The sequence below is a fragment of the Streptomyces sp. NPDC043908 genome (assembly GCF_056435525.1).
On the sequence record NZ_JBWKEI010000019.1, the window covers coordinates 85691 to 109811 of the forward strand.

Sequence of the window (24121 nt, forward strand, 5' to 3'; positions counted from 1 at the left end):
CGGGGCCTGAGCAGATGCGCCGCTACGGCAAGAACCCCGACGAGGACGACATCCGGGTCCGCCCGAACCGCAAGGGCAACCGTCCCCGCACCACCATCCGCCCCAAGCACGAGGACGCCTGCGAGGGCATGGTCCTCACCGTCGACCGGGGCCGGCTGACCTGTCTCGTCGAGGGCCGCACGGTCACCGCGATGAAGGCCCGCGAGCTGGGCCGCAAGGCCGCGGTGGTCGGCGACCGCGTCATGATCGTCGGTGATCTCTCGGGCGAGAAGGACACCCTGGCGCGGATCGTCCGCATCCAGGAGCGCAGCTCGGTGCTGCGCCGCACGGCGGACGACGACGACCCCTTCGAGCGGGTGATCGTCGCCAACGCGGACCAGCTGGCGATCGTCACCGCCCTCGCCGACCCCGAGCCGCGCCCGCGGCTGATCGACCGCTGCCTGGTCGCCGCGTACGACGCGGGGCTCACCCCGCTCCTGGTGCTCACCAAGTCGGACCTGGCCCCGGCGGACGAACTCCTGGAGATGTACGGGGCGCTGGGCGTCCCGCACGTCGTCACCTCGCGCGATGAGCTCTACAGCGGCGACGCGGCGGACCGGGTGCGCGCGCACCTCGGCGGCAAGGCCACCGCGTTCGTCGGCCACTCCGGTGTCGGCAAGACGACGCTGGTCAACGCGCTGGTCCCGGAGGACCGCCGACGCATCACCGGCCATGTCAACGCGGTCACCGGCCGCGGCCGGCACACCACCACCTCGGCGCTCGCGCTGCCGCTGGCGAGCAGCGACGGCGGCTGGGTGATCGACACCCCGGGCGTACGGTCGTTCGGCCTGCACCACGTCGACCCGTCCCGGGTCATCCTGGCCTTCCCCGATCTGGTGCCGGGCACCGAGAACTGCCCGCGCGCGTGCAGCCACGACGAGGCGGAGTGCGCGCTGGACGCCTGGGTCGCGGAGGGGCACGCCGACCCGGCGCGGCTCTACTCGCTGCGCCGGCTGCTCGCCACCCGGGAGCGCCACGAGGGCGACTGACGGGCGCCGCGTGCATAATCGCCCTAGCGATGACGAGCAGTCACCTATGTGTTGCGGGAGGGCTTGGACATGGCGTGGCTGCTGGTGGTGGTCGCCGGAATCCTGGAGACGGGGTTCGCCGTCTGCCTCAAACTGTCGCACGGCTTCACCCGGATCGCCCCGACCATCGCCTTCGCGGCCTTCGCGCTGGGCTCGTTCGGTCTGCTGACCCTCTCCCTGAGGAAGCTGGACGTCGGCCCGGCGTACGCGGTGTGGACGGGCATCGGCGCGGCCGGCACCGCGATCTACGGCATGGTCTTCCTCGGCGACGTGGTCTCCACGCTGAAACTGGTGTCCATCTCGCTGGTGATCGTGGGCGTGATCGGCCTCCAGATCTCGGGCTCGGCGCACTGAGGCCCGCGCCGGGCGCGCGCCTGCCCGCCCCGGCGCCCGTGCTCAGAGCGCGGGCCGTACCGGTGTGCGGGCCAGGACCGCCCGGACATGGGCCGCGTGGCCGGTCCCGCCGGGCCCCGCGGGCGGCCCCGGATCCGGCGCCATCACGTACGAGAGGGCGAGCCGCACCACCGTCTCGCAGCAGCGCGCGAGTTCCCCCGGCTCCACCCCGGGCAGCTCCTTCTCCAGCGCCGCGAGCGAGCGGTCCCGTACCGTCGCCACCAGCTCGGACGGCCCCGGAACCCCGGCGTCCGCGCGCCGCTGCGCCGGTACGGGAGAGTGCGCGCCCAGCGTGCGGGGCGCGCGGGGGGCGGGCAGCCGTTCGTCCCGGCAGCCGGTGAGCAGCGCCCGGATCAGCGCACTGGTGCGCGCCGAGCGCACGGTCCACTCGACTAGCGCGACCAGCCGGTCGGCCGGGCCCACCCGTTCGGCCAGGACGCGGTCGACGCCGCGCAGATAGATGTCGGCCTCGCGCCGCACCAGGGCGCGGGCCAGGCCCTCCTTGCTGCCGAACTCGTTGTAGAGCGTCTGCCGGGACACCCCGGCGGCCGCGGCCACGTCCACCATCCGCACCGCCGACCAGGGCCGTGCCGTGAGCGCCGAGACGGCGGCGTCCAGTAGGGCTTCCCGCGCTGTGGGCATCGCGCCTCCCCGGGCCGTGCGAGCGGGCCGTCCTCAGGGTTGACGCGTGCCCCGGCACTGTCAAGAGCCGCGGCGGGCGGGAGGGGGACCATGGCCGGTGTCCGCATCCCGGGCCATGTGGTCCCCGCGGGTGCCGGTCGATACGGTGTGGCCATGCCCGACTACCACGATGATCTGCGGCTCGCCCACGTCCTGGCGGACGCCGCCGACGCCGCCACGATGGACCGGTTCAAGGCGCTCGACCTCAAGGTCGAGACCAAGCCGGACATGACGCCGGTGAGCGAGGCCGACAAGGCCGCCGAGGAGCTGATCCGCGGCCACCTCCAGCGGGCGCGGCCCCGGGACGCCATCCTGGGCGAGGAGTACGGCCTGGAGGGCACGGGTCCGCGCCGCTGGGTGATCGACCCGATCGACGGCACGAAGAACTACGTGCGCGGGGTGCCGGTCTGGGCGACGCTGATCGCGCTGATGGAGGCGGGCGAGGGCGGCTACCGGCCGGTGGTCGGCGTGGTGTCGGCGCCCGCGCTCAACCGCCGCTGGTGGGCGGCGAAGGGGCACGGCGCGTACACCGGCCGCAGCCTGTCGCAGGCGTCCCGGCTGCGGGTCTCCAACGTCTCCCGGCTGGCGGACGCCTCGTTCGCGTACTCCTCGCTGAGCGGCTGGGAGGAGCGGGGCAAGCTCGACGACTTCCTGGACCTGACCCGGGCGTGCTGGCGTACGCGCGCGTACGGCGACTTCTGGCCGTACATGATGGTCGCGGAGGGGGCGGTGGACATCTGCGCCGAGCCGGAGCTCTCGCTGTGGGACATGGCGGCCAACGTCATCGTGGTGCAGGAGGCGGGCGGCGTCTTCACCGGTCTGGACGGCGAGGAGGGCCCGCACAGCGGCAGCGCGGCGGCCTCCAACGGGCTGCTCCACGACGAGCTGTTGAACCACGTGGGCACCGCGGACTGAGGCGCGGCCCGGCGCGGCCGCGCGCCTGGGGCGCGAGAGCGGCGTGGGTCGTACTTTTACGCGCCCCTCAACTGACCTCTACCACCCTCTTGTTGACGCGCGTCCCCGATGCGACTCTAGGAGTCCCCCCACTTGTGAACTTGTGAAACCGTTCTCGTTTCCCGTACTTCCGTACGGGACCACGGGGGTTCACCAAGGAGGTGGCTCCATCCATGCTCGTCCGTGACGCCATGAGCACGGTGGTCCTCACCATCGGACCCGCGCACACCCTCCGTCAGGCCGCCCGGCTGATGGCCGCGCGCCGCGTCGGAGCGGCCGTCGTCCTCGACCCCGACACCAGCGGGCTCGGCATCCTCACCGAGCGCGACATCCTCAACTCCCTCGGCCAGGGCCAGGACCCGGACCGGGAGACCGCGAGCACCCACACCACGACCGACGTCGTCTTCGCGGCGCCGGGCTGGACCCTGGACGAGGCGGCCGACGCGATGTCCCACGGCGGCTTCCGGCACCTGATCGTCCTGGACGGGGCCGGCCCGGTCGGCGTGGTCTCGGTCCGGGACATCATCCGCTGCTGGGCGCCCACCCGGCGCCATCCGGCCGAACTGGTCGGCTGAACCGCCACGGGCGCGCACCGGCACCGCGCACGGGCACACACATGGGCACGCACCCGCACCCGGGCACGCGCGGAGGGCCGGCCCCCCGGGGGAACCGGCCCTCCGACTGCCCACGGCAAGCGGTCCAGTGCTGTTCAGCCGCGCAGGGCCTGGACCGCGGCCTCCAGCCGCTTGCCGAAGTCCTCGTCCGCCTTGCGGAAGTTCTCGATCGCGCGCTCGGCGATGTCGTCGCGCGAGACCTTGGCGATGAAGCCGGACAGGTTCTCGATCAGCCGGGTCTTCTCGTCCTCGGAGTAGAGCCGGTACAGGTTGCCCGCCTGGACGAAGTCGTCGTCCTCGGCGTGCAGCGGGGCGGGGTGGTTGCCCGTCACGTCCGTGACCGGGACCGGCTGCCACAGCGGGCGGCCGGTCTGCCGCGGTCCGCCGAAGCTGTTCGGCTCGTAGTTCTTCGCGCCCTTGTGGCGGCCGTCGTAGAGATAGCCGTCACGCGAGTTGGTGCGCGCCTCGGTGGCGTGCGGGCGGTTGACCGGCAGGTGGTCGGCGTTGATGCCGACGCGGTAGCGGTGCGCGTCGCCGTACGCGAAGAGGCGGCCCTGGAGCATCTTGTCGGGGGACGGCCCGATGCCGGGCACGAAGTGCGCCGGGCTGAAGATCGACTGCTCGACCTCGGCGAAGATGTTCTCCGGGTTGCGGTTGAGCTCCAGCTTGCCGATCTCGATCGGCGGGTAGTCCGCGTGCGGCCACACCTTGGTGAGGTCGAACGGGTTGAAGCGGTAGGTCGCCGCGTCGGCCGCCGGCATGATCTGCACCTGCACGGTCCAGGACGGGAAGTCGCCGCGCTCGATGGCCTCGCGCAGGTCGCGCTGGTGGCTGTCGGGGTCCTCGCCGGCGAGCTTGTTGGCCTCGGCCTGGGTGAGGTTCTTGATGCCCTGGTCGGTCTTGAAGTGGTACTTGACCCAGAAGACCTCGCCCGCCTCGTTGTTCCACTGGTACGTGTGCGAGCCGTACCCGTTCATGTGGCGCAGCGTGGCCGGGATGCCGCGGTCGCCGAAGAGCCAGGTGACCTGGTGCGTCGACTCGGGGCTCAGGCCCCAGAAGTCCCATACGTTGTCGGCCTCCTGGGAGCCCGTGTACGGGTCGCGCTTCTGGGTGTGGATGAAGTCGGGGAACTTGATGGCGTCCCGGATGAAGAAGACGGGCGTGTTGTTGCCGACCAGGTCGTAGTTCCCCTCCTCCGTGTAGAACTTCAGCGCGAAGCCGCGCGGGTCGCGCACGGCGTCGGCCGAGCCGAGGTTGCCGGCCACGGTGGAGAAGCGCAGGAACGTCTCGGTCTGCTTGCCGACCTCGGAGAGGAACTTCGCGCGCGTCCACTGAGTGACGTCCCGGGTCACCGTGAACGTGCCGTAGGCGCCCGCGCCGCGGGCGTGGACTATGCGCTCCGGGATGCGCTCCCGGTTGAAGTGCGCGAGCTTCTCCAGGAGCGCCTGGTCCTGGAGAAGCACCGGGCCGCCGACGCCCGCGGTCTCGCTGTTCTGGTTGTCGGCCACCGGCGCGCCGGCCTCCGTGGTGAGCGGTCCCTGCGTCACGTGCGCCTCCTGCGTCATTCCTGCGAGTCCTGTCCCTTGGCCTGTGCCGATTCCGATCCTACATTGGACTTTGTCCAAGTCAAGCAAGCATCCAAAGTCACACCCGTTCGGGACACGGTCCCCCGACTGTTAGGCTGGCCCTTATGAGTGACCTGCTGGAACGACTCCGCGGACGCGGCTGGCGCATGACGGCTCAGCGACGCGTCGTGGCCGAAGTCCTCGACGGGGACCACACGCATCTGACGGCGGACGAGGTCCACGCGCGCGCGGTGGCCAAGCTGCCCGAGATCTCCCGCGCGACCGTCTACAACACGCTGGGCGAGATGGTCACGCTCGGTGAGGTCATCGAGGTCTCGACGGACCGCCGCGCCAAGCGGTACGACCCGAACGCGCACCGGCCGCACCACCACCTGGTCTGCGCCCTGTGCGGCGCGATCCGCGACGTCCACCCGACGGGCGACCCGCTGGCGGACCTCCCCGCCGGGGAGCGCTTCGGGTTCACGGTCTCCGACGTCGAGGTCACCTACCGGGGCCTCTGCCCGGACTGCGCGAAGGCCTAGGGCGGCCGTGGGCCGCGGCCCACGGCCCGGCGTGGCCCGGTTCCGGTCGCAGACCGGTTCCGGCCGCAGACCGCGCCGCCCGGGCCGCACGGTCCTCCGTACCCCTCACACGCAAACGACTCAGGGCCCGGATCCAATGGATCCGGGCCCTGAGTACGTGGTAGCGGGGACAGGATTTGAACCTGCGACCTCTGGGTTATGAGCCCAGCGAGCTACCGAGCTGCTCCACCCCGCGTCGGTGAACCCAACAGTACGTCACCGCGCGGACCAGCGCAAACCCGATCGGCCGCCCCCCGCTCGCGCGGCGCTACGCCGTCAGCTCCTGGTGCAGCGCCTCCCGCAGCCGCGCCGCCCGCTCCGCCACCTCGGCCGGACCGAGCTCCACCGCCCGCGCGCACCAGCGCTGCCCCTCCGCCAGCTCCCCGCACCGGGCGGCGAGCAGCGCGAGCCGCAGCGCGGCGCGCCCGTGGCCCGCCTGGGCGGCCCGGGCCCACCACAGGGCGGCCTCCCGCTCGCGGCCCTCGCGGGCCAGCAGCAGCCCGAGGTTGAAGGCGCCGTTGCGGCTGCCCGCCTCGGCCGCCTCCCGGTACCAGCGCGCGGCGCCCTCCTGGTCGCCCCGGGCCGCCGCGAGCATGCCCACCCGGACCTGGGCGCGCCGGTGCCCCTGGGAGGCGGCACGCTCGTACCACTCCTCGCACTCCGTCTTCTCGGCCACCGGCTCGCCGAGCACCGGCGCGCCGGCCGGCGGCTGGCGCGCGTCGAGGACCGTGGCGAGCCGGAACGCCGCCTCCGCGCTGCCGCCGCCCGCGGCGCAGCGCAGGTACCGCTCGGCCGCGGCCTCCTCGCCGTCCCGGAGCAGCGCCATGCCGACCTGGAGGGCCGCCTCGGTGTGCCCGGCCGCCGCCGCCCGCTCGTACCACTTCAGGGCGGTCCGGTCGTCGTCGCGGCTGGCGAAGAGGATGCCGAGGTTGAAGGCCGCGTCGACGCTGCCGGCCTCGGCCGCCTTGGAGAACCACGGCTCGGCGCCGGTCGCGTCGCCGGCCTGGAGCAGCAGGACGGCGAGCGCGTTGGCCGCCTCGCGGTGGCCCGCGTACGCGGCGCGCCGGTACCACTGCTCGGCCTGCGCGGTGCGCTCCTGGGCGGCGCAGAGCAGCGCCAGGTTGTACGCCCCGTTGTCGTCCCCGGCGTCCATCGCCGCCCGGTACCAGCGCTCGGCGGTCTGCGTCTCGCCCCGGGCCGCGTGCAGGGCGCCCAGCGCGTTGGCGGCGTTGCCGTCGCCGTCCTGGGCGGCGCGCAGCCACCACACGGCCGCGCTCTCCTCGTCGCCCGCGTCCTTGAGCAGGAAGCCGAGCGCGCAGGCAGCCTTGGCCTCGCCGTCCTTGGCCGAGGTGAGGTACCAGCGCCCGGCCTCCTTCAGCTCGCCGCGCTTCTCCAGGATCGCGCCGAGGTGCAGCGCGGCCCTGCGGTGTCCGCGCGCGGCGGCCTGGCGGTACCACTGCTCGGCCTCGGTGCTCCCGGCCCCGGCGTCCGCCTCGGGCTCGACAGCGATGTCAGGCTCGGCGCCGTCGCGCTCGCCGCGCTGGTCGATGAGCCGGGCGAGGCGGTACGCGGCCTCGCGGTGGCCCTGCTCGGCGGCGGCGCGCAGCCACCGCTCGGCGCCCACGTCGCCGCGGTGCTCCAGCAGGTCGGCCAGGGCGTAGGCCCCCAGCGCGTGGCCCTGCTCGGCGGACTGGCGCAGCCAGTACTCGGCCGCCGGCTCGTCGCCGCGCTCGCGGTAGTGGCGGCCCAGTGCGTGGGCCGCGGCGGCGGAGCCCGCGACGGCCGCGATGCGCCACCACCCGGCCGCCTCGTCGGCGTAGCCGCGCTGGTGCAGCAGGACTCCGAGGTTGTTGGCCGCGGCGCGGTCGCCCTCGGCGGTGGCGCCGCGCAGGTAGGGCTCGGCGCTGTCGAGGTCGCCGCGGCGCAGCAGCAGGGAGCCGAGAACGCTCATGGACGCGGCGTCGCCGCCGTCGGCAGCACGCCGGTGCCGTGCCTCGGTCTCGGCATCGGCGGCGTCATCGGAGCGCATCTGCGCAAACCGCCCTGTCTCCAACAGAGTTGCCCTGTCCCCCATAAATACCATCGTCGCACCACCCGCTACCCGCGTACACCTGGTATACCGCAGCCAGTGAGGTCACTTCGGCGTTTTGTCGACATGCCCACAGAGAGATAAGCCAAACGCAGCAGGGGCACATCCGGACAGCGCAAATCGACGAGGGCCCGGATCCTGATGGATCCGGGCCCTCGTCCGTGAGTAGCGGGGACAGGATTTGAACCTGCGACCTCTGGGTTATGAGCCCAGCGAGCTACCGAGCTGCTCCACCCCGCGTCGGTGAACACAACGTATCACGACACGGAGCGGAGCCCGACCGGATAATCGTCCGGCCGGGCCCGGTGCTCAGCCGCTTCCTCCCCCGCCGGAGCCGCCGGCCGGGGCTCCCTGGGCGGACCCCTTCGCCTTGGCCTCGGCCTCGGCGGCCCGCTGGAGCGCCGCCTGGAGCTCCTGCTGGGCCTTGCCGTACGCCGCGAAGTCGCCCTTCTGCAGCGCCTTCTGGCCGTCGTCGTACGCCTTCTGGGCGTCCTTGATGGCCTGCTCCACCGTGGCGTCGGTCCCGGTGGCCGGCGGCTTGGTGGTGTCCGTCGGCGGCTTGGTGGCGGGCGGCTCGGCCCCGTCCACGCCGAACACCGCGTTCAGCGCCTGCGCCAGGGTGTCCTTGAAGACGGTCTTGTCCCCGTAGGAGACGCCGACCTTCTTCAGGAGCGGGTAGTTGGCGGAGCCACCGCGCGCGTACACCGGCTCGATGTACAGGAACCCGCCGCCCAGGGGCACGGTGAGCAGATTGCCGTAGTCGATCTCGGAGTCACTGCCCCGCAGGTTGCGGACGAACTCGGCGACCTCGGGGAGGCCGTTGAGCTTGCTCTGCACCTGCTGCGGGCCCTGGACGTTGTCCGTGACCCTGAGCAGTCTGATCGTGCCGTAGTCCTTGCTGGCCGCGTCCGCGTCGATCGCCATGAACCCGCCCAGGTTGGGCCGTCCGTTCGGCGTGAACGTCGTGGTGAGGGAGAACTTGTTGCCCTCCTTCTCGGCGCCCGGCATCTTCATCGACAGGTAGTACGGCGGGACCGCGACGCCGTCCTTGTTGGTCGGGTCGTCCGGCACCTGCCAGGCGTCACTGCCGCTGTAGAACTGCACCGGCTCCGTGACGTGGTACCGCGTCAGCAGCTCGCGCTGGACCTTGAACATGTCCTGCGGGTACCGCAGATGGGCCAGCAGGTCCTCGGGGATGGCGGCCTTCGGCTTCACCGTGTGCGGGAACGCCTTCATCCAGGTCTTCAGGACCGGGTCCTGGGTGTCCCACTGGTACAGCGTGACCGTGCCGTCGTAGGCGTCGACGGTGGCCTTCACCGAGTTGCGGATGTAGTTGACCTGGTTCTGCTGGGCCACCACCGCGCGCTGGCGGGTGGTCAGCGAGTCGGCGGTCGTCTCACCCAGCGTGGTGCGCGAGGCGTAGGGATAGCCGTTGGTCGTGGTGTACGCGTCGACGACCCACTGGATCCGGTGGCCGATCTTGGCCGGGTAGGGATCGCCGTCGATGGTCAGCCACGGGGCGACCGCCTCCACCCGCTGCTTCGGGGTGCGGTTGTAGAGGATCTTCGAGCCCTCGCCGATGGCCCCCGAGTAGAGGATCTGCGGCTCGCTGAAGGCCACCGCGTACGCGGCGCGGTTGAACGGGTTGGAGAGGCTGACGCCGCCCTTGCCGGCGAAGCTCGTCGTCTTCTGGCCCTTGCCCTCGGCCTCGTAGTCGAGCTCCTTCTGCGGACCGCCGACGATCGAGTACTGCTCGGTCTTCTCGCCGTAGTAGATCCGCTGCTCGTACGTGTTCTTGTCGAACTGGCCCCGGGTGGGCAGGCCGGACTCGGTGAAGTCCGGGGAGCCCGTGGAGTCCACGCTGGTGCCCTTGGCCGCGATCATTCCGTAGCCGTGGGTGTAGGTGAAGTGGTCGTTGATCCAGTTGCGCTTGTCGATGCCGTTGAGGTTCAGCTCACGCAGACCGACGACCGTGTCCTGCTCCTTGCCGTCCTTGTCCGTGTAGCGGTCCACGTCCAGCGGTACGGCGAACTGGTAGTACTTGCGCTCCTGCTGGAGCTGCTGGAAGGCCGGGGTGACCACATTGGGGTCGATCAGACGGTAGCTGGCCGCCGTGTCGGCGTCGGCGCGCAGCTTGGCGTTGTCCTCCGCCGCCGTCGTCCCCTGGTAGTCCCGCACCTCGGTGCGGTCGATGCCGTACGCCTTGCGCGTGGCGTCGATGTTCTTCTGGATGTACGGCGCTTCCTTGGCCTGCTCGTTCGGCTGGACCTGGAACTTCTGCACGATCGCCGGGTAGAGCCCGCCGATCAGGATGGCCGAGAGGACCATCAGGCCGAAGCCGATCACCGGGAGCTGCCAGGTGCGGCGCCACAGCGTCGCGAAGAAGAGCAGCGCGCAGATGACGGCGATGCAGAACAGGATCGTCTTCGCCGGGAGATAGGCGTTGGCGTCCACGTACCGCAGGCCGGTCCAGTTGCTGCTGGCCTTGAAGTCGCTGGACTTCACCGCCAGGCCGTATCTGTCCAGCCAGTACGCCACGGCCTTCAGGGCGACGAAGACACCGAGCAGCACCGACAGGTGCCCGGTGGCGGCGCCGGTGGCCCGCGCGCCGGGGCTGGTGATCCGCAGCCCGCCGTAGAGGTAGTGCGTGAGGGCCGCGGCGATCAGGGAGAGCACGGTCGCCGCGAAGCCGAAGCCGACCAGGAACCGGTACCAGGGCAGGTCGAAGGCGTAGAACGACACGTCCAGGTGGAACTGGGGGTCCTTCTGCCCGAACGGCACTCCGTTGACCCACAGCAGCCAGGTGCGCCACTGCCCGGAGGCGGAGGCTCCGGCGATCAGGCCGACGAGCGCGGTGATGCCCAGGAGCAGCCACTTCTTGAACGGGGCGATGCCCATCCGGTAGCGGTCCAGGCTCTGCTGCTCCAGCGACATCGCGCTGAGCGGCGGCCGCAGCCGGTGCGCCAGCCAGATGTTGAGCCCGACGGCCACGGCCATCAGGACGCCGAAGAAGGAGAACAGGCCGATCTTGGTCCACAGGGTGGTGGTGAAGACGGACGAATAGTGCACCGAGCGGTACCAGAGCCAGTCCGTCCAGAACCCGGCGAACATGACGAAGGCCATGGCCAGTACGGCCAGGATGCCCAATGTCATGAGCAGGGTCCGGACCCGGCGGGACGGCCGGCCGACTCTGATCCGTGGCCCGGACGGGCCTCCGCCGCGGTCCGGCATCTGGAAAGCCAAGGTGCGCACCTCGAAGTTCGCTGTCGATTGAGCAGGCCCCGCGATCGTAGAGCCCACTCATGCAACTTACTGAGGCTTTACTCAGTTCCCGATTCCGGGGTGAAAGAGGGCAGGATGTTGCTCATGTCCAACGTTTCCCCCTCCGGCCCCCCGATGGCCGCGAGCCCCCTCACCCGCGCAGTGCTGGAAATCGACGAGTACGCCTCCGGCCTCGGCTGGGACCAGCCGGCCCGGCTGTTCGCCCTCGTCGACACCGCCAAGCTCCGTACCCAGGAGCCCGGGCTCGCCGCCCAGCTCGGCCTCGACCAGGGCGACGCGGCCGCCCCGCTGACCCCGATCGAACAGGACGAGATCCCGGCCGGCCAGGCCCTCGACGAGTTCCTGGGCACCATCGCCTGGCCGGACGCGGTGGTCGGCTGCGCGCTGACCGTGGAGCGCCTGATGCTGCCGCCGTCGGCCGAGGCGTCCGTGCCCGAGGGCCTGAGCGAGAAGCAGCTGGCGAAGTGGGTGGCCAAGCACCCCGACCGCCAGGAGGTGCGGATGACGGTCGCGGTGCTGCGCGACGGCGCCCGCGACTCGGCCGTACGGCTGCGCGAGAAGGACTCGCCGACCGAGGTGCTCACCGGCGCCGGGCTCGTCCCGGGCCTGGCCGAGGCGCTCGCCGCGACCTTCGCGGAGTAGCGGACCGCTACGCGCGGGGTGCGTCCACGCGCGCGTGGACGCGGCCGGTCACTTCGCCGAGCAGCTCGGCAGACCGGCCGTGTCCCCCTTGCGGAGCTTCTCCAGCGCCTTGGTGGCGTCGTCGATGGTGGAGACCTTCACCAGGGTGAGCCCGCTGGGGGTGTCCGAGGCGGCCGCCGCGCAGTTCTCGGCGGGCGTCAGGAAGTACCGGGCGCCCGCGCCGCGCGCGCCGATCAGCTTCATCTCGATGCCGCCGATCGGGCCGACCTTGCCCGCGTCGTCGATCGTCCCCGTACCGGCGATGAACTTGCCGCCGGTCAGATCGCCGGGGGTGAGCTTGTCGACGATGCCGAGGGCGAACATCAGGCCCGCGCTCGGGCCGCCGACGTCGGCGAGCTTGATGTCGATGGAGAACGGGAAGGTGTGGTCCGTCCCGGCCTGGATGCCGACGATCGCCCGGTCGCCGTCCTTGGCCTTCTCCGTGGTGATCGTGACGTTCTCGCCGCCCTCGGGCTCCTTGCCCGCCTTCTCCGCCGCGGCCGCCTCCTTGGCGGGGACGACGGAGAACACCACGTTCTGGCCCGGGCGGTGCTTGGTGACCAGCTTCGCCACGTCGGCCGGCTCCTTGACGGGCGAGCCGTCGACGGACCTGACCACGTCGCCCGCGTGCAGCTTGTTCTCGGCCGGGCTGCCCTTGACCACGGACGCCACGACGACCCGGGACTTCACCGGGATCTTCAGTTCCTTCAGGGCCGCGACCTTGGCGCTCTCCTGGGACTGGCTGAACTCCTCGGCGTTCTCCTGCGAGGACTGCTCCTCGGTCTTGCCGTCCGGGTAGAGCGTGTCGTGCGGCACGACCTTGTTGTCGTGGGCCAGCCAGCCGTAGACGGCCTCGACCAGGTTCATGTTGTAGTCCGCACCGGTGACCCTGACCGTCGTCATGTTGAGGTGGCCGGTCGTCGGGTACGTCTTGTGCCCGGAGATCTGCAGGACGGGCTCGCCGCGCGCCTCACCGAGCGTGTTCACCGTGGGGCCGGGCGACATCTCCGAGTAGGGCACTTTGATGAGGACGCCTGCGCAGAGCAGCGCGATCAGGATCAAGGTGGAGGCGAGCATCGTCGCGGTGCGGCGTGGCATGGAACGACAGTACGGGACGTGCCTGTCGGTGCACCGCCGGGGCCGGTCCGTACGGGGAGGGTGGACATCCGCGTACATCCGGGGGCGCGAGAGGCGCGCCGAAGGGGGTCAGGCGGGCTCGGTTCCGGCCTGGGACTTCTCCATGGCTTCTCGGAACCGGCTGTAACCGGCGAGTTCAGCGACGTCGCCGGACGTGCGATTGCGGGCGGCCCAGCTCGCCCATATCGCCGCGCCGACAGCAGCGAAAAGCGGAATCAGCAACCAGGTGAGCGCAGCCATTCCGTCCTCCCGTCCCCTAGATGAGCGACCGCAACTGACAGATCAGCAGATTAACCATCTGCGAGATCAACGCTCGCGGCAGGGGTGCGGTTACGCAAATCGGGGCGGATCCCCCCGACAGGGTTTCAGCCTCACCCCTCGGGCGGACCGTTCACCCCTGGGGGGCGGCCCCCGCGGTCAGCAAGCGCCGACCCATTCGTCCGTGCCGTCGGAGAAACGCTGGTGCTTCCAGATCGGGACCTCGTGTTTCAGGTCGTCGATCAGCTTGCGGCAGGCCGCGAACGCCTCCCCGCGGTGCGGACAGGAGACCGCCACGACGACCGCCAGATCGCCCACACCCAGTTCGCCCACTCGGTGGACGGCCGCCAGCGCGCGGACCGGGAACTCGGCGACGACCTTGTCGGCCACTCGGCGCATCTCCGCCTCGGCCGTCGGATGGCACGAGTACCCCAGGGCCGCCACGTCGGCACCGCCGTCGTGGTCGCGGACGGTGCCGACGAAGAGCGCGGTGCCGCCGGCCGAGGGGTCTCCCACGGCGCGGAACACCTCGTCCAGGGAGAGCGGGGTGTCACGGATCTCGAGCAGCCGGATCGGGTCGTCCGCCCCCTGCTCGCCGGGGTGCTCCTGAGGGGTCTGTGCCATGGCCCCATCGTGCCGTACCGCACTGACATCGCGGTATAGCTCTTTCACCCCGTCACCGGCGCCCCCCGTAGGAGGGTCCTACAGGCCCCGGCGCTTACGGGCCCGGCGGATCGCCGCGGCCGCTCCCAGCAGGGCGACCGTCGCTCCGGCGGCCCCGGCTGCCGTCGCGTCCTTCCGGCCGAGCCTGCGGCCCGCCACGGTGTGTCGCCCGGCGGCCTCCTCCAGGAGCTCCGCGAGGACCTCCTCGTTGGTCCACTGCGGCCGCCAGCCCGCGTCGTGCAGCCGCCCGACGCTGACCACCCAGGGGTGCATCGTGTACGCCAGGTCGCCCGCCGGGGACGGGGTGAGCCCGATCCGGTGCAGCCGGGCGGCGGCTCCGAGCGCGACCGCCGAGGGCAGCTCCATGCGCCGGATGCCGCTGAGCTCCTCGACCTCCTCCTGTTCGAGCCAGCCGTCGCAGCCGACCGCGAACTCCCCGTCGACCTTCCCCAGCGCCGCGTACTCCAGAGCGCTGCACAGGTCCTCGACATGGCAGAACTGCCAGGTCGGACGCGATCCGGCGACCACCAGGAGGCGGGGCGACTCGAAGTACCGGGTGAGGGCGGTGTCAGTACCGCCCACCAGGACGGCGGGCCTTACCACCGTGACGTTGAGGCCGGGGTGGGCGCGCGGGGCGCGGCGGCCAAGCCGCTCGATCTCCAGGAGGTCGCCGACACCGGTCGCCTCGGCGGTGGCGCGCAGCTCGGCGTCCTCGGAGAGGGGGATGTCGTTGTCGGGCAGCGCCCCGTAGACCATGGCCGAGGTGCACAGCACGACCCGGTGGACCCCGGCCGCCGCGGCGGCCGTGAGCACCGTCTGCGTGCCGCGTACGTTGTAGGCCGTGCGGGCGGCCGCGTCGGACTCCAGGTCGAGGTCGAGCGCCAGGTGGACGACGACGTCGGCGCCGCGCAGCTTCTCGGCGATCGCCGGGTCGCGGACGTCCAGGATGTGCCAGGTGGCCTCGGTCACCTCGCCCCGGCGCTCGTCGATGGCGATGACCTGCTTGATCTCCTCGGACGCGGCGAGCCGCGCCGTGAGGAGCGCGCCGATCCCCGCCGCGGCACCGGTGACCGCGACGACGGGACCCCGCGCTGCGGAGGGGGAAGGGTTTCGCGCTGCGCGAACCTGCGGATCTGGGGAACTCACCGGGCGTCTCCAGCGGTTGTCTTCAGTACGTACACGAATGACGCGTACGGACCAGGTGACGTCCATCCTGCCGCAGGCCGGGAGTCGGCGGAGCACCGAGCCCTTATCCGGCGCGGATGTCTACGCTGGTGGTGTTGGTCGCGCAGTCGCCGTCGGCAGGAGCCGGCGGCCCTAGGAGCCGAGGAAACCCGTGAGTGACAACCCATTCGGATTCGGCCTTCCGCCGGAGGAGCCGGAGAACGGCGACGAGGGCAAGGAGAAGGGCAAGGGCAACCAGGGCGGCCCGGCGAATCCGTTCGGGTTCGGCGGCGGGGCCGGTGGCGCGGACAACCCGTTCGCGGCGATGTTCGGTTCGCTGAACCCGAACGACCTGGGAGCGGCCTTCCAGCAGCTCGGCCAGATGCTCAGCTACGAGGGCGGTCCCGTGAACTGGGACATGGCCAAGCAGATCGCGCGGCAGACGGTCGCCCAGGGCACCGCGGACGGCAGCAAGGACGCGAGCGTCGGGCCGGCCGAGCGCGCCGCCGTCCAGGAGGCCGTGCGCCTGGCCGACCTGTGGCTGGACGGGGTGACGTCGCTGCCCTCGGGCGCGTCGACGGCCGTGGCGTGGAGCCGCGCGGAGTGGGTCGAGGCGACCCAGCCCGCCTGGAAGGAGCTCGTCGACCCGGTGGCCGAGCGTGTCGGCGCGGCCATGGGCGGGGTGCTGCCCGAGGAGATGCAGGCCATGGCGGGCCCGCTGATCGGCATGATGCGCTCCATGGGCGGCGCCATGTTCGGCCAGCAGATCGGGCAGGCCGTCGGCGTCCTCGCGGGCGAGGTCGTCGGCTCCAGCGACATCGGGCTGCCGCTCGGCCCGGCCGGCAAGGCCGCGCTGCTGCCGCTGAACATCGAGGCGTTCGGCAAGGACCTGGGCGTCCCGAAGGACGAGATCAGGCTCTACCTGGCGCTGCGCGAGGCGGCCCACCACCGCCTCTTCGCCCATGTGCCGTGGCTGCGCTCGCACCTGTTCGGCGCGGTCGAGGGCTACGCGCGCGGGATCAAGGTCGACACGGCGAAGCTGGAGGACGCGGTCGGCCAGCTCGACGTGTCCAACCCCGAGCAGCTCCAGGAAGCGCTTCAGCAGGGCATGTTCCAGCCGGAGGACACCCCGGAGCAGAAGGCCGCCCTGGCCCGTCTGGAGACGGCGCTCGCGCTGGTCGAGGGCTGGGTGGACGCGGTGGTGCACGAGGCCGCCAAGCCGCGTCTGACCTCGGCGGACGCCCTGCGCGAGACCCTGCGCAGGCGCCGCGCGAGCGGCGGTCCGGCCGAGCAGACCTTCGCCACCCTGATCGGCCTCCAGCTGCGCCCGCGCCGGCTGCGGGACGCCTCGCGCCTGTGGGCCTCGCTCACGGACGCGCGCGGGGTCGACGGCCGCGACGGCCTGTGGGAGCACCCGGACATGCTGCCGACCGCCTCCGACCTGGACGACCCGGACGGCTTCGTCCACCGCGAGCAGCTGGACTTCTCGGAGCTCGACAAGATGCTCGGCGAGGCCGCCTCCCGCAAGGACGAGCCCCAGGACGGCCCCGCGGCCAAGGGCGACGAGGACAAGGACGACGACGGCAAGTGAGTCTGCACGACGACGCGGTCCTCGTCCTGAAGGCGTACGAGGACCAGCCCGAGCTGCGCCGGGCCTACCTCGACCATCTCTCGGCGCACCCGGACGGGATGTGGAAGGCCTGCGAGGCCGGCCACCTCACGGCGAGCGCGCTGGTGATCGCCCCGGAGCGCGGCCAGGTACTGCTGACGCTGCACCGCAAGCTGAACATGTGGCTGCAGATGGGCGGGCACTGCGAGCCGCAGGACACCTCGCTGACGGCGGCGGCCCTGCGCGAGGCGGCCGAGGAGTCCGGTGTGGCCGGTCTCACCCTGCTGCCGGGCGGGCCCGTCCGGCTCGACCGGCACCCGATCCCCTCGCCGTGCAACTGGCACCTGGACGTGCAGTACGCGGCGCTGGCCCCGGCCGGTGCGGTCGAGGCGATCAGTGACGAGTCGCTGGACCTGCGCTGGTTCGACTACGACGAGGTGGCGCGGGTCGCCGACGACTCGGTGGTGCGGCTGCTGGAGGGCGCGCGGGCCCGGCTGTGACGGGCTGACACCCCGGCCGGCCGGGAACGAGAGGACGGGTAAGGGGCGGTCGCCCATGGCTGCCGCCCCTTACCGATGACCGACGCCCGGTCAGCTCCAGGCGTTGCCCTGGTTCTGCGCGTGGGCGCCCTGCTGGCCCACGCCGTACTGGGCCCGCAGGCCCTGGCCGATCACCGCGTTCTGCGGCGGCAGCACCTCGCTGGGCTGCACCAGCGCGAAGCCCTGGCCGAGGAAGCTCAGCTCCCAGCCCTCGCCCGTGTTGCCGCGGCGCCGCCACACGCCCGTGGAGTGCGTCTGCGCCTGCATCTGCACCCGCAGCGAGGTGGACCAGGCCACGATCGCGTCGGCGTCGGCGTTGACGTACTTGTCCGGGGTGACCTGGAGCATCAGCGGCTGCCCCGAGGTCATCAGGACGACCTTGCCGGTGCCGGTGATGTTGAGCTGGAACTTGCCGGTGCCGGAGATGCCGTACTGGCTGTCCACGGCGACGACCTCGTAGTGCAGCGAGGAGTCCATCGCCAGGACGTAGCCGCTGTCCACGGTCAGCCCGTCCCGGTCCACGTCCACCACGTGGACGTACTGCGCGAGGTTGGCGAGGTAGATCGTGCCCTGGCCCGAGACGCGCATCAGGTCCAGGCCCTCGCCGGTGCGGACGCGGGCGTTCTGGTTGCCGCGCGACTGGTACTCGCCGTCGAACTCCATCAGCCCCTGGTAGGCGACCATCGAGCCCTTGCGGGCGAGGATGTCGTCGTGGCCGGTGAGCACCACGCGCAGCAGCTGCGCGTTCTGCGCGCTGTAGCGCTCCGGGGACTGCTGCTCGGTGTAGCTGAAAAGCGGGCTCTGCATGGTGTTCTCGCTCCCCTCAGCCCCGGGCCCGCAGGCGGTCGGTGCTGTCCTCACTCGGCTGTACGACGACGATCCCCTGGCCCGAGAAGGCCATCTGGTACGCCTCTCCGCTGCCCCGGCCGATCAGCGAGGACGCCTTGAAGCTGCGCTTGCCCTTCACCTTGAGGTTCGGGGACCACGCCACCAGGGCGTCCGGGTCGACGTACGTCTCGTCCTCGCCGCTTCCGCAGTCGACGACGACCGGCGTGCCGCGGGAGGTCAGGGCGACCCAGCCGGTGCCGGTGATCTTCACGTTGAACAGGCCCTGGCCGGCGAACTTGGCGAGGCCCTTGACCCGTTCGACGCCCCACTGGAGGCTCGCGTCGAAGGCGAGCACATTGGTGCCGTTGACGGACAGCGCGTCGTTGTTGAGCTGGACGACGACCACGTTGGCCCCGTAGTCGGCGAGGTAGAGCAGTCCGTCGCCGGTGCACTTCATCAGCGGGGCGCCCTCGCCGGTGATCCAGTCACGGGCGATCTGGCGCACGGCCGGCGGGTTCGGCTCGTACTGGATGAAGCCCTCGTAGGCGACCATCGAGCCCACGCGCGCGAAGAGGTCCTGCCCGGTGGCCATGGCCACCTTGAGCATGGCGCTGCCGTGGTTCTCCATCCGGGCGGTGACGGGGGCGGGGGCGTAGCCCGCGAGCTGCTGGTTCATGGTCCCGGCTCCCTCAGACCTCGTACGGCTGGACGACGATGAAGTTCCCGGGCGCGCCGCGGAACTGCAGGTTGACGGACTCGCCGCTGTGGCCGGGGTAGGCGTTGCGGCGCAGCCTGACCTGGCTGGAGACGATCACCTGCGAGGCCGACGACCAGGCCACGATCGCGTCGCTGTCCGCGAACGTGGTCGGGGTGACCGGCAGCACGACCGGGGTGCCGTGGGTCATCACCACGAGGGTGCCGGTGCCCTGGAACTGCATGGTGAACAGCGCGCCGCCGGGGATGCCGTGGCCCTCGATGCGACGCACCTCGTACTGGAGCGACTCGTCGAACGCCAGGACGTGCTCGGCGGAGACGCAGATGCCGTCGCCCTGGAGTTCGATGGGGTGCAGATGGGCGCTGTTCTCGGCGAGGAAGACCTGGCCGCGGCCGCTGCAGCGCATCAGCTGCATCTCCTGGCCGGTCGCGTTGCCGACGATCCGGCCGGCGAACCCGGCGCCCTTGTAGCCGAAGTCGACCTTGCCCTGGTACATCACCATGCTGCCCTGACGGGCCAGCACCGGGGAGCCGCCGGCGCCGAGATCGACCCGGACGAGCTGCTTGTTCTGCGGGGTCCAGCGCTGTCCGGTGGGCAGCTCGCGGTACTGCTGGATGGCACCCGCGAGTCCGCCGCCGGACTGCGGCATCCCTTGCGGCGGCATCCCCTGGGGAAGCCCGGGCTGCTGACCGTAGGGGGCGGGCTGACCGTACGGCGCCGGCTGACCGTAGGGGGCTGGACCGCCGTACGGGGCGGGCGCGCCGGGGGGCGGGACCTGGCCCGGGTACTGGCCGGGGACCTGGCCGTACGAGGGCTGCTGGGGCGGCTGCCCGTACGGCGGCGCCGGGGCGGCCGGGGGCGGCACGGTGCCCGGCGGCATGTTCAGGGGCGCGACGATGGTCGGCGCCGCGTGGATCTGCGGGCTGGGCGCGGGGGCCGGGGCCGGGGGCGGCGTGGACCCGGGCGGCGGCGGCGCGTAGTGCTGCGCGGGGGCCGGGGCCGGGGCTTGGAAGTGGGGGGCCGGCTGCGGCGGATGGGGCTGCTGCGGCGTCCCCGGCGCGCCGAACTGGGGCGCGGGGGCGGTCTGCGCGGGCGGGGCGAAGCCCGGGGCGGCGCCCTGCGGCTGCTGCGCCTGCTGCGGCTGCGCGGGCTCCTCCTCGGCGACCTCGCCGCCGAAGTTCTTCAGCAGCGCCTCCAGGCCACCGTCGAAGCCCTGGCCGACGGCCGCGAAGCGCCAGACGTCCTTCAGGTAGAAGTCGCCCAGCATCACCGCGCGCTCGGTGCTGAACTCGGCGCCGGTGAAGGAGTATCTGACGACCTCCTCGCCACCGGCGACGACTCTGATGTACCCGGGGCCGATCTGCGACATCTGGCCCGCGCCGTCGATCGTCGCGGTGAACGACAGCTTGTGGATGTGGGCGGGGAGGCGGTCCAGGGTGACGCGGAACGACTCGGTGTCACCGGCCTGGGCGCCCAGCAGCTGGACGGACTCCTCGGGTGACTTGGGCTGGTTGAAGAAGATGAAGTACCGGTCGTCGGACAGCTGCTCGTTGGCGTCGAGGCCGAAGCAGCTGATGTCGAAGGACAGCCCGGGGGCGCCGATCTGCACGCCTACATACAGATCCGTCCCCGGTGTCAGGTCACTGATCTTGGCCTTGTGGCCGCGTTGGAATTCCCTGGCCATGCGTAACGACCGTCCCCCATCCCGAGTGTGATTGGTCGCGCCAGGCTAACGGCTGCCTGCGACAATCACCCAAGCCGGGAAGCACCGGTACGCATTCGGTACACGATCGCCGAGATCACTCTCCGCGAGCGGCGGGCAGATGCGGCAGCCGCTCGGCGGCCACCACCCCTTCGAGGTATCCCCGCGCGCGTTCCGTACGGGGATAGGCCTCCAGCAGCCGCCAGAAGCGCGGTCCGTGGCCCGGCACCAGCAGATGCGCCAGCTCGTGGACCAGGACGTAGTCCACGACGTACTCGGGCATGCCCTGGAGCCGGTGCGAGAGCCGGATACTGCCCTCGGCCGGGGTGCACGAGCCCCAGCGCGTGTTCTGGTTGGTCACCCAGCGCACCGATGCGGGACGCGCGCGACCCTCGAAGTACAGGTCGGACAGGCGCTCGGCACGCTCGGTGAGCTCCGCGTCGCCCAGCATCCGCTTGCTCTCCTGGGCGGCGAGCTTGTCGAGCATCACGCTCACCCAGCGCTGCTCCTCCGCCTCGGACATCCGGGCCGGGATCAGCACGATGGTGCGGTCGCCCTCGCGGTACGCGCTGACCGTCCTGCTGCGCCGGGCGCTTCTGCGCACCTCGACCGCGCTCGTCGCATGACCGCGGGGCGGCGGACTTGTCGGACTGCGGGGCGGGCTTCCGGCACTCTGCAGTGGGTCGGCGGGCACGCCCCGACGTTACCCGCTGTCAGTGGGGGAAGTCCCGCCTCCGGAAGGGTTCGCCCATGATCCATTCGGCGCTTGCACCATTAGTACGACTAACGCCCGCGCCTGTGGACAACTTTCCGCACGCGTCCGCCGCACCGGGCATTCTGGCAACGGATCGCAGGACGGGACGCGACCGGGCGGGCGGCCACCACACGGCCCGCGCCCGGCCGCGCACACGCGGAACGACGGGGGATCGACATGCATCCGATTGACGCCCATCCCATGCTGAAACCGGCACTGCGCCGGGCATGGCGGGACCGGCAGACCGTGCAGTTCGGGGTGACTCCGGCACGGGCGGTGGTGCTCTCGCCGGTGGACACGGCGACCGGGAGCTTCCTGGAGCTCCTGGACGGCACCCGCGGCCTGCCGCTGCTGTACGAGGAGGCGCGGGCGGTGGGCCTCTCACCCGGCCAAGTGGACGCCTTGGTGGGGCGGTTGACCGAGGCCGGGGTGGTCGACGACGCCACGGCAGGCGGCCCCGCGGCGCGGGCGGCGCGCGGGCGGACCGAGGCGTCCGACCGGACCGGGCCCGACCTGGCCTCGCTCTGCCTGGTCCACCCCGAACCGGGCGCCGGCGCCCGGCGCTTGGCCGCCCGTCGGTCCCTGCGGGTGCAGGTGCGGGGCGCCGGGCGGGTCGGCGCGACGATCGCCTCGGTGCTGGCCGCGTCGGGCGTCGGACGGGTGGAGGTGCTGGACGGCGGGACGGTGCGGCCCTGGGACGTGGCGCCCGGCGGGTTGCCCGGCCGGGCGGTCGGTGAGCGCCGGGGCCCGGCGGCCCGGCAGCTCGTCCGGGGCGCGGCCCCGGCCCGTCCGCCCCGGGCGGGCGAGGCCGACGAGCCGACAGGGCTGTCACTGATCGTGGTGGCCCCCAGGGACGGCCTCGATGTGTACGCGCCGGATCCGGTGACCGGCGCCGAGTGGGTGGCGGCGGGCGTCCCCCACCTGTACGCGGGAGTCCTGGAGACCACCGGACTGGTGGGGCCGCTGGTCCTGCCCGGCGGCACCGGGTGCGCGGGCTGTCTGGCACTGGAGCGGGCCGAGCGCGATCCCGGCTGGCCCCGGATGCTGGCGCAGTGGCGTTCGGGCCGCCGCCGGGTCGCGGTCCCCGCCTGTGACCTCTCGCTCGCGACCGCCGTGGCGGGCCTGGCCGCCGCGCACGCGCTGGCCTTCCTCGACGGCGACCTCCCGGCGAGCACGGGCACGCGGTGGGAGGCGTCACTGCCCACACTCGACTGGCGGCCGCGGCGTCTGGCGGCCCGGCTCGACTGTCCCTGCGGCGCCGCCGGCGACAGTGAGAGGGAGGACACCTCCGGGGGCGCCCGGACGCAGGACACAATGGCCCCGGTATCCGCTGTCGACGACGCACTGCCGCGAGGCGCGCGGCACGGCCGGCTGGGAATTGGAGGGGCGCATGTCTGATCTTCCCCGGAAGGCGGTCACCCGGACCGCCAAGTTGGCCGCGCTGCCACTTGGTTTCGCCGGACGTGCCACCTGGGGCCTGGGCAAGCGGATCGGCGGCAAGTCCGCCGAGATCGTGGGCCGCGAGCTCCAGCAGCGCACCGCCGAGCAGCTCTTCAAGGTCCTGGGGGAACTCAAGGGCGGGGCGATGAAGTTCGGACAGGCCATGTCCGTCTTCGAGTCGGCGCTGCCCGAGGAGGTCGCCGGACCCTACCGGGCCGCGCTGACCAAGCTCCAGGAAGCGGCCCCGCCCATGCCGACCCGGACCGTGCACACGGTGCTCGCCGAGCGGCTCGGCGAGGAGTGGCGCGAGCTGTTCCTGGAGTTCGACGAGAAGCCCGCCGCCGCGGCCTCCATCGGGCAGGTGCACCGGGCGGTCTGGCACGACGGACGCGACGTGGCGGTCAAGCTGCAGTACCCGGGCGCCGGGGAGGCGCTGCTCTCCGACCTGACGCAGCTCAGCCGGTTCGCGCGGCTGCTCGGGCCGCTGATCCCCGGCATGGACATCAAGCCGCTCATCTCGGAGCTGCGCGACCGGGTCTCGGAGGAGCTGGACTACGAGCTGGAGGCACGGGCCCAGCGGGCGCACGCGGCGGAGTTCGCCGACGACCCCGATGTGGTGGTGCCCGATGTGGTGCACCAGCGCGACCAGGTCCTGGTGACCGAGTGGATCGACGGCACCCCGCTCTCCGAGGTGATCACGGACGGTACGGAGGAGCAGCGCGACCGGGCCGGCCAGCTGCTGGCGCGGTTCCTCTTCTCGGGTCCGGCGCGGACCGGGCTGCTGCACGCGGATCCCCATCCGGGCAACTTCCGGCTGCTGCCGCCGGAGAAGGAGGACGGTCCCTGGCGCCTCGGCGTGCTGGACTTCGGGACGGTGGACCGGCTGCCGGGCGGGCTGCCCCGCACGATCGGCGAATCGCTGCGGATGACGCTCGACGGCGACGCGGAAGCGGTCTACGCGCTGCTGTGCGAGGAGGGCTTCGTGAAGGAGACCATAGACCTCGACCCGGATGCCGTCCTGGACTATCTGCTGCCGATCATCGAGCCCGCGCAGGCGGAGGAGTTCACCTTCACGCGCGCCTGGATGCGCGGGCAGGCGGCGCGGATAGCGGACCCGCGCTCCCCCGCGCACCAGTTGGGCAAGCAGCTCAACCTGCCGCCCGCGTATCTGCTGATACACCGGGTGACGCTCTCCACCATCGGGGTGCTGTGCCAACTGGCCGCGACGGTCCGGCTGCGGGACGAGCTGGAGCGGTGGGTGCCCGGATTCCTGCCCGGGGACGAGGAGCCCGTCGGGCCGGGAGCAGCGGCTGCCATGGAGCCCGGGGAGACCCTGGGGGCCGGGGAGCCGGAGAACGAGGTGGACGAGCAGCCCGCCGGGGCGTGAGGTCCAGGGGTGGCGGGG

At 72.0% G+C, this 24121-nt stretch carries 22 protein-coding genes and 2 tRNA genes; 10 read left to right on the top strand and 14 right to left on the bottom strand.

What is annotated here, in order from left to right; genetic code table 11:
- Positions 1 to 14 precede the first annotated feature (14 nt).
- Positions 15 to 1028 (top strand): ribosome small subunit-dependent GTPase A, encoded by a 1014-nt coding sequence (gene rsgA / locus AC069K_RS31895; protein ID WP_365108430.1) that lies wholly within the window; start codon positions 15 to 17, stop codon positions 1026 to 1028.
- Positions 1029 to 1097: 69 nt separating this feature from the next.
- On the top strand, positions 1098 to 1421 hold the full coding sequence (locus AC069K_RS31900) for a DMT family transporter (RefSeq protein ID WP_358832395.1): 324 nt from the start codon (positions 1098 to 1100) through the stop codon (positions 1419 to 1421).
- A gap of 42 nt (positions 1422 to 1463) precedes the next feature.
- On the opposite strand, the gene AC069K_RS31905 is transcribed toward AC069K_RS31900, so the two are convergent.
- Entirely contained in the window at positions 1464 to 2102 is a 639-nt protein-coding gene (locus AC069K_RS31905) for a TetR/AcrR family transcriptional regulator (protein ID WP_478622040.1), read from the bottom strand.
- 153 nt (positions 2103 to 2255) lie between these two features.
- Between AC069K_RS31905 and hisN the strand changes: the two genes are divergently transcribed.
- Together hisN and AC069K_RS31915 are read left to right on the top strand one after the other, a co-directional pair.
- On the top strand, positions 2256 to 3056 hold the full coding sequence (hisN, locus tag AC069K_RS31910) for a histidinol-phosphatase (protein WP_478622042.1): 801 nt from the start codon (positions 2256 to 2258) through the stop codon (positions 3054 to 3056).
- A 212-nt stretch (positions 3057 to 3268) separates the two neighbouring features.
- Complete coding sequence (locus tag AC069K_RS31915; protein WP_190090052.1) at positions 3269 to 3670, top strand: CBS domain-containing protein; 402 nt, start codon at positions 3269 to 3271, stop codon at positions 3668 to 3670.
- A gap of 134 nt (positions 3671 to 3804) precedes the next feature.
- On the opposite strand, the gene AC069K_RS31920 is transcribed toward AC069K_RS31915, so the two are convergent.
- Positions 3805 to 5274: a catalase gene (locus AC069K_RS31920; protein WP_365108421.1), complete on the bottom strand. Its 1470-nt coding sequence runs from the start codon at positions 5272 to 5274 to the stop codon at positions 3805 to 3807.
- Positions 5275 to 5399: 125 nt separating this feature from the next.
- Here AC069K_RS31920 and AC069K_RS31925 point away from each other — a divergent pair, with 125 nt between their 5' ends.
- Positions 5400 to 5816: a Fur family transcriptional regulator gene (locus AC069K_RS31925; RefSeq protein ID WP_365108418.1), complete on the top strand. Its 417-nt coding sequence runs from the start codon at positions 5400 to 5402 to the stop codon at positions 5814 to 5816.
- A 158-nt stretch (positions 5817 to 5974) separates the two neighbouring features.
- Here AC069K_RS31925 and AC069K_RS31930 read toward each other — a convergent pair.
- From AC069K_RS31930 to AC069K_RS31945, 4 genes are all read right to left on the bottom strand, one after another.
- Positions 5975 to 6051 (bottom strand) — tRNA-Met (locus tag AC069K_RS31930).
- A 72-nt stretch (positions 6052 to 6123) separates the two neighbouring features.
- The gene (locus AC069K_RS31935; protein ID WP_478622046.1) at positions 6124 to 7938 is read right to left on the bottom strand and encodes an SEL1-like repeat protein; all 1815 of its coding nucleotides are present in this window, start codon (positions 7936 to 7938) and stop codon (positions 6124 to 6126) included.
- Between the two features lie 172 nt (positions 7939 to 8110).
- Positions 8111 to 8184: transfer RNA gene (locus AC069K_RS31940), tRNA-Met, on the bottom strand.
- 69 nt (positions 8185 to 8253) lie between these two features.
- On the bottom strand, positions 8254 to 11175 hold the full coding sequence (locus tag AC069K_RS31945; RefSeq protein WP_478622086.1) for a UPF0182 family membrane protein: 2922 nt from the start codon (positions 11173 to 11175) through the stop codon (positions 8254 to 8256).
- A gap of 126 nt (positions 11176 to 11301) precedes the next feature.
- Here AC069K_RS31945 and AC069K_RS31950 point away from each other — a divergent pair, with 126 nt between their 5' ends.
- Positions 11302 to 11868 (top strand): PPA1309 family protein, encoded by a 567-nt coding sequence (locus AC069K_RS31950; protein WP_358832402.1) that lies wholly within the window; start codon positions 11302 to 11304, stop codon positions 11866 to 11868.
- 48 nt (positions 11869 to 11916) lie between these two features.
- Here the strand turns inward: AC069K_RS31950 and AC069K_RS31955 are convergent, their stop codons facing one another.
- The 4 genes from AC069K_RS31955 to AC069K_RS31970 all read right to left on the bottom strand — a co-directional run bounded on the left by AC069K_RS31955 (position 11917) and on the right by AC069K_RS31970 (position 15111).
- Positions 11917 to 13005, bottom strand: coding sequence for a YlbL family protein (locus AC069K_RS31955; protein ID WP_365108412.1), 1089 nt, complete (start codon positions 13003 to 13005; stop codon positions 11917 to 11919).
- Between the two features lie 108 nt (positions 13006 to 13113).
- Entirely contained in the window at positions 13114 to 13284 is a 171-nt protein-coding gene (locus AC069K_RS31960) for a hypothetical protein (protein ID WP_365108409.1), read from the bottom strand.
- Between the two features lie 177 nt (positions 13285 to 13461).
- Positions 13462 to 13926, bottom strand: a complete 465-nt coding sequence (locus AC069K_RS31965; protein ID WP_478622049.1) for a molybdenum cofactor biosynthesis protein MoaE — start codon at positions 13924 to 13926, stop codon at positions 13462 to 13464.
- A 78-nt stretch (positions 13927 to 14004) separates the two neighbouring features.
- Positions 14005 to 15111 (bottom strand): SDR family oxidoreductase, encoded by a 1107-nt coding sequence (locus AC069K_RS31970; RefSeq protein WP_365108403.1) that lies wholly within the window; start codon positions 15109 to 15111, stop codon positions 14005 to 14007.
- A gap of 190 nt (positions 15112 to 15301) precedes the next feature.
- On the opposite strand from AC069K_RS31970, the gene AC069K_RS31975 reads away from it, so the two are divergent.
- Together AC069K_RS31975 and AC069K_RS31980 are read left to right on the top strand one after the other, a co-directional pair.
- On the top strand, positions 15302 to 16720 hold the full coding sequence (locus AC069K_RS31975; RefSeq protein WP_358832407.1) for a zinc-dependent metalloprotease: 1419 nt from the start codon (positions 15302 to 15304) through the stop codon (positions 16718 to 16720).
- Positions 16717 to 17238, top strand: coding sequence for an NUDIX hydrolase (locus AC069K_RS31980; protein ID WP_365108398.1), 522 nt, complete (start codon positions 16717 to 16719; stop codon positions 17236 to 17238). Before AC069K_RS31975 ends, AC069K_RS31980 begins: the two co-directional genes overlap by 4 nt.
- A 90-nt stretch (positions 17239 to 17328) precedes the next feature.
- On the opposite strand, the gene AC069K_RS31985 is transcribed toward AC069K_RS31980, so the two are convergent.
- The 4 genes from AC069K_RS31985 to AC069K_RS32000 form a co-directional block, all read right to left on the bottom strand.
- Positions 17329 to 18084 carry an AIM24 family protein gene (locus tag AC069K_RS31985; RefSeq protein ID WP_478622052.1) on the bottom strand — a complete coding sequence of 252 codons (756 nt, stop codon included), beginning with the start codon at positions 18082 to 18084 and terminating at the stop codon, positions 17329 to 17331.
- 16 nt (positions 18085 to 18100) lie between these two features.
- On the bottom strand, positions 18101 to 18781 hold the full coding sequence (locus tag AC069K_RS31990) for an AIM24 family protein (protein WP_358832410.1): 681 nt from the start codon (positions 18779 to 18781) through the stop codon (positions 18101 to 18103).
- A gap of 13 nt (positions 18782 to 18794) precedes the next feature.
- Complete coding sequence (locus tag AC069K_RS31995; RefSeq protein ID WP_478622055.1) at positions 18795 to 20504, bottom strand: TerD family protein; 1710 nt, start codon at positions 20502 to 20504, stop codon at positions 18795 to 18797.
- 115 nt (positions 20505 to 20619) lie between these two features.
- Positions 20620 to 21216 carry a M48 metallopeptidase family protein gene (locus AC069K_RS32000; RefSeq protein ID WP_358832412.1) on the bottom strand — a complete coding sequence of 199 codons (597 nt, stop codon included), beginning with the start codon at positions 21214 to 21216 and terminating at the stop codon, positions 20620 to 20622.
- Between the two features lie 237 nt (positions 21217 to 21453).
- Here AC069K_RS32000 and AC069K_RS32005 point away from each other — a divergent pair, with 237 nt between their 5' ends.
- On the top strand, positions 21454 to 22674 hold the full coding sequence (locus tag AC069K_RS32005; protein ID WP_478622057.1) for a ThiF family adenylyltransferase: 1221 nt from the start codon (positions 21454 to 21456) through the stop codon (positions 22672 to 22674).
- Positions 22667 to 24103 carry an ABC1 kinase family protein gene (locus tag AC069K_RS32010; protein ID WP_478622058.1) on the top strand — a complete coding sequence of 479 codons (1437 nt, stop codon included), beginning with the start codon at positions 22667 to 22669 and terminating at the stop codon, positions 24101 to 24103. Before AC069K_RS32005 ends, AC069K_RS32010 begins: the two co-directional genes overlap by 8 nt.
- The last annotated feature ends 18 nt before the right edge of the window (positions 24104 to 24121 follow it).

Coding starts and splice junctions, on each gene's coding strand:
- rsgA (WP_365108430.1), top strand. CDS start 15: ATGCGCCGCTACGGCAAGAACCCCGACGAGGACGACATCCGGGTCCGC.
- AC069K_RS31900 (WP_358832395.1), top strand. CDS start 1,098: ATGGCGTGGCTGCTGGTGGTGGTCGCCGGAATCCTGGAGACGGGGTTC.
- AC069K_RS31905 (WP_478622040.1), bottom strand. CDS start 2,102: ATGCCCACAGCGCGGGAAGCCCTACTGGACGCCGCCGTCTCGGCGCTC.
- hisN (WP_478622042.1), top strand. CDS start 2,256: ATGCCCGACTACCACGATGATCTGCGGCTCGCCCACGTCCTGGCGGAC.
- AC069K_RS31915 (WP_190090052.1), top strand. CDS start 3,269: ATGCTCGTCCGTGACGCCATGAGCACGGTGGTCCTCACCATCGGACCC.
- AC069K_RS31920 (WP_365108421.1), bottom strand. CDS start 5,274: ATGACGCAGGAGGCGCACGTGACGCAGGGACCGCTCACCACGGAGGCC.
- AC069K_RS31925 (WP_365108418.1), top strand. CDS start 5,400: ATGAGTGACCTGCTGGAACGACTCCGCGGACGCGGCTGGCGCATGACG.
- AC069K_RS31935 (WP_478622046.1), bottom strand. CDS start 7,938: ATGGTATTTATGGGGGACAGGGCAACTCTGTTGGAGACAGGGCGGTTT.
- AC069K_RS31945 (WP_478622086.1), bottom strand. CDS start 11,175: ATGCCGGACCGCGGCGGAGGCCCGTCCGGGCCACGGATCAGAGTCGGC.
- AC069K_RS31950 (WP_358832402.1), top strand. CDS start 11,302: ATGTTGCTCATGTCCAACGTTTCCCCCTCCGGCCCCCCGATGGCCGCG.
- AC069K_RS31955 (WP_365108412.1), bottom strand. CDS start 13,005: ATGCCACGCCGCACCGCGACGATGCTCGCCTCCACCTTGATCCTGATC.
- AC069K_RS31960 (WP_365108409.1), bottom strand. CDS start 13,284: ATGGCTGCGCTCACCTGGTTGCTGATTCCGCTTTTCGCTGCTGTCGGC.
- AC069K_RS31965 (WP_478622049.1), bottom strand. CDS start 13,926: ATGGCACAGACCCCTCAGGAGCACCCCGGCGAGCAGGGGGCGGACGAC.
- AC069K_RS31985 (WP_478622052.1), bottom strand. CDS start 18,084: ATGCAGAGCCCGCTTTTCAGCTACACCGAGCAGCAGTCCCCGGAGCGC.
- AC069K_RS31990 (WP_358832410.1), bottom strand. CDS start 18,781: ATGAACCAGCAGCTCGCGGGCTACGCCCCCGCCCCCGTCACCGCCCGG.
- AC069K_RS31995 (WP_478622055.1), bottom strand. CDS start 20,504: ATGGCCAGGGAATTCCAACGCGGCCACAAGGCCAAGATCAGTGACCTG.
- AC069K_RS32005 (WP_478622057.1), top strand. CDS start 21,454: ATGCATCCGATTGACGCCCATCCCATGCTGAAACCGGCACTGCGCCGG.
- AC069K_RS32010 (WP_478622058.1), top strand. CDS start 22,667: ATGTCTGATCTTCCCCGGAAGGCGGTCACCCGGACCGCCAAGTTGGCC.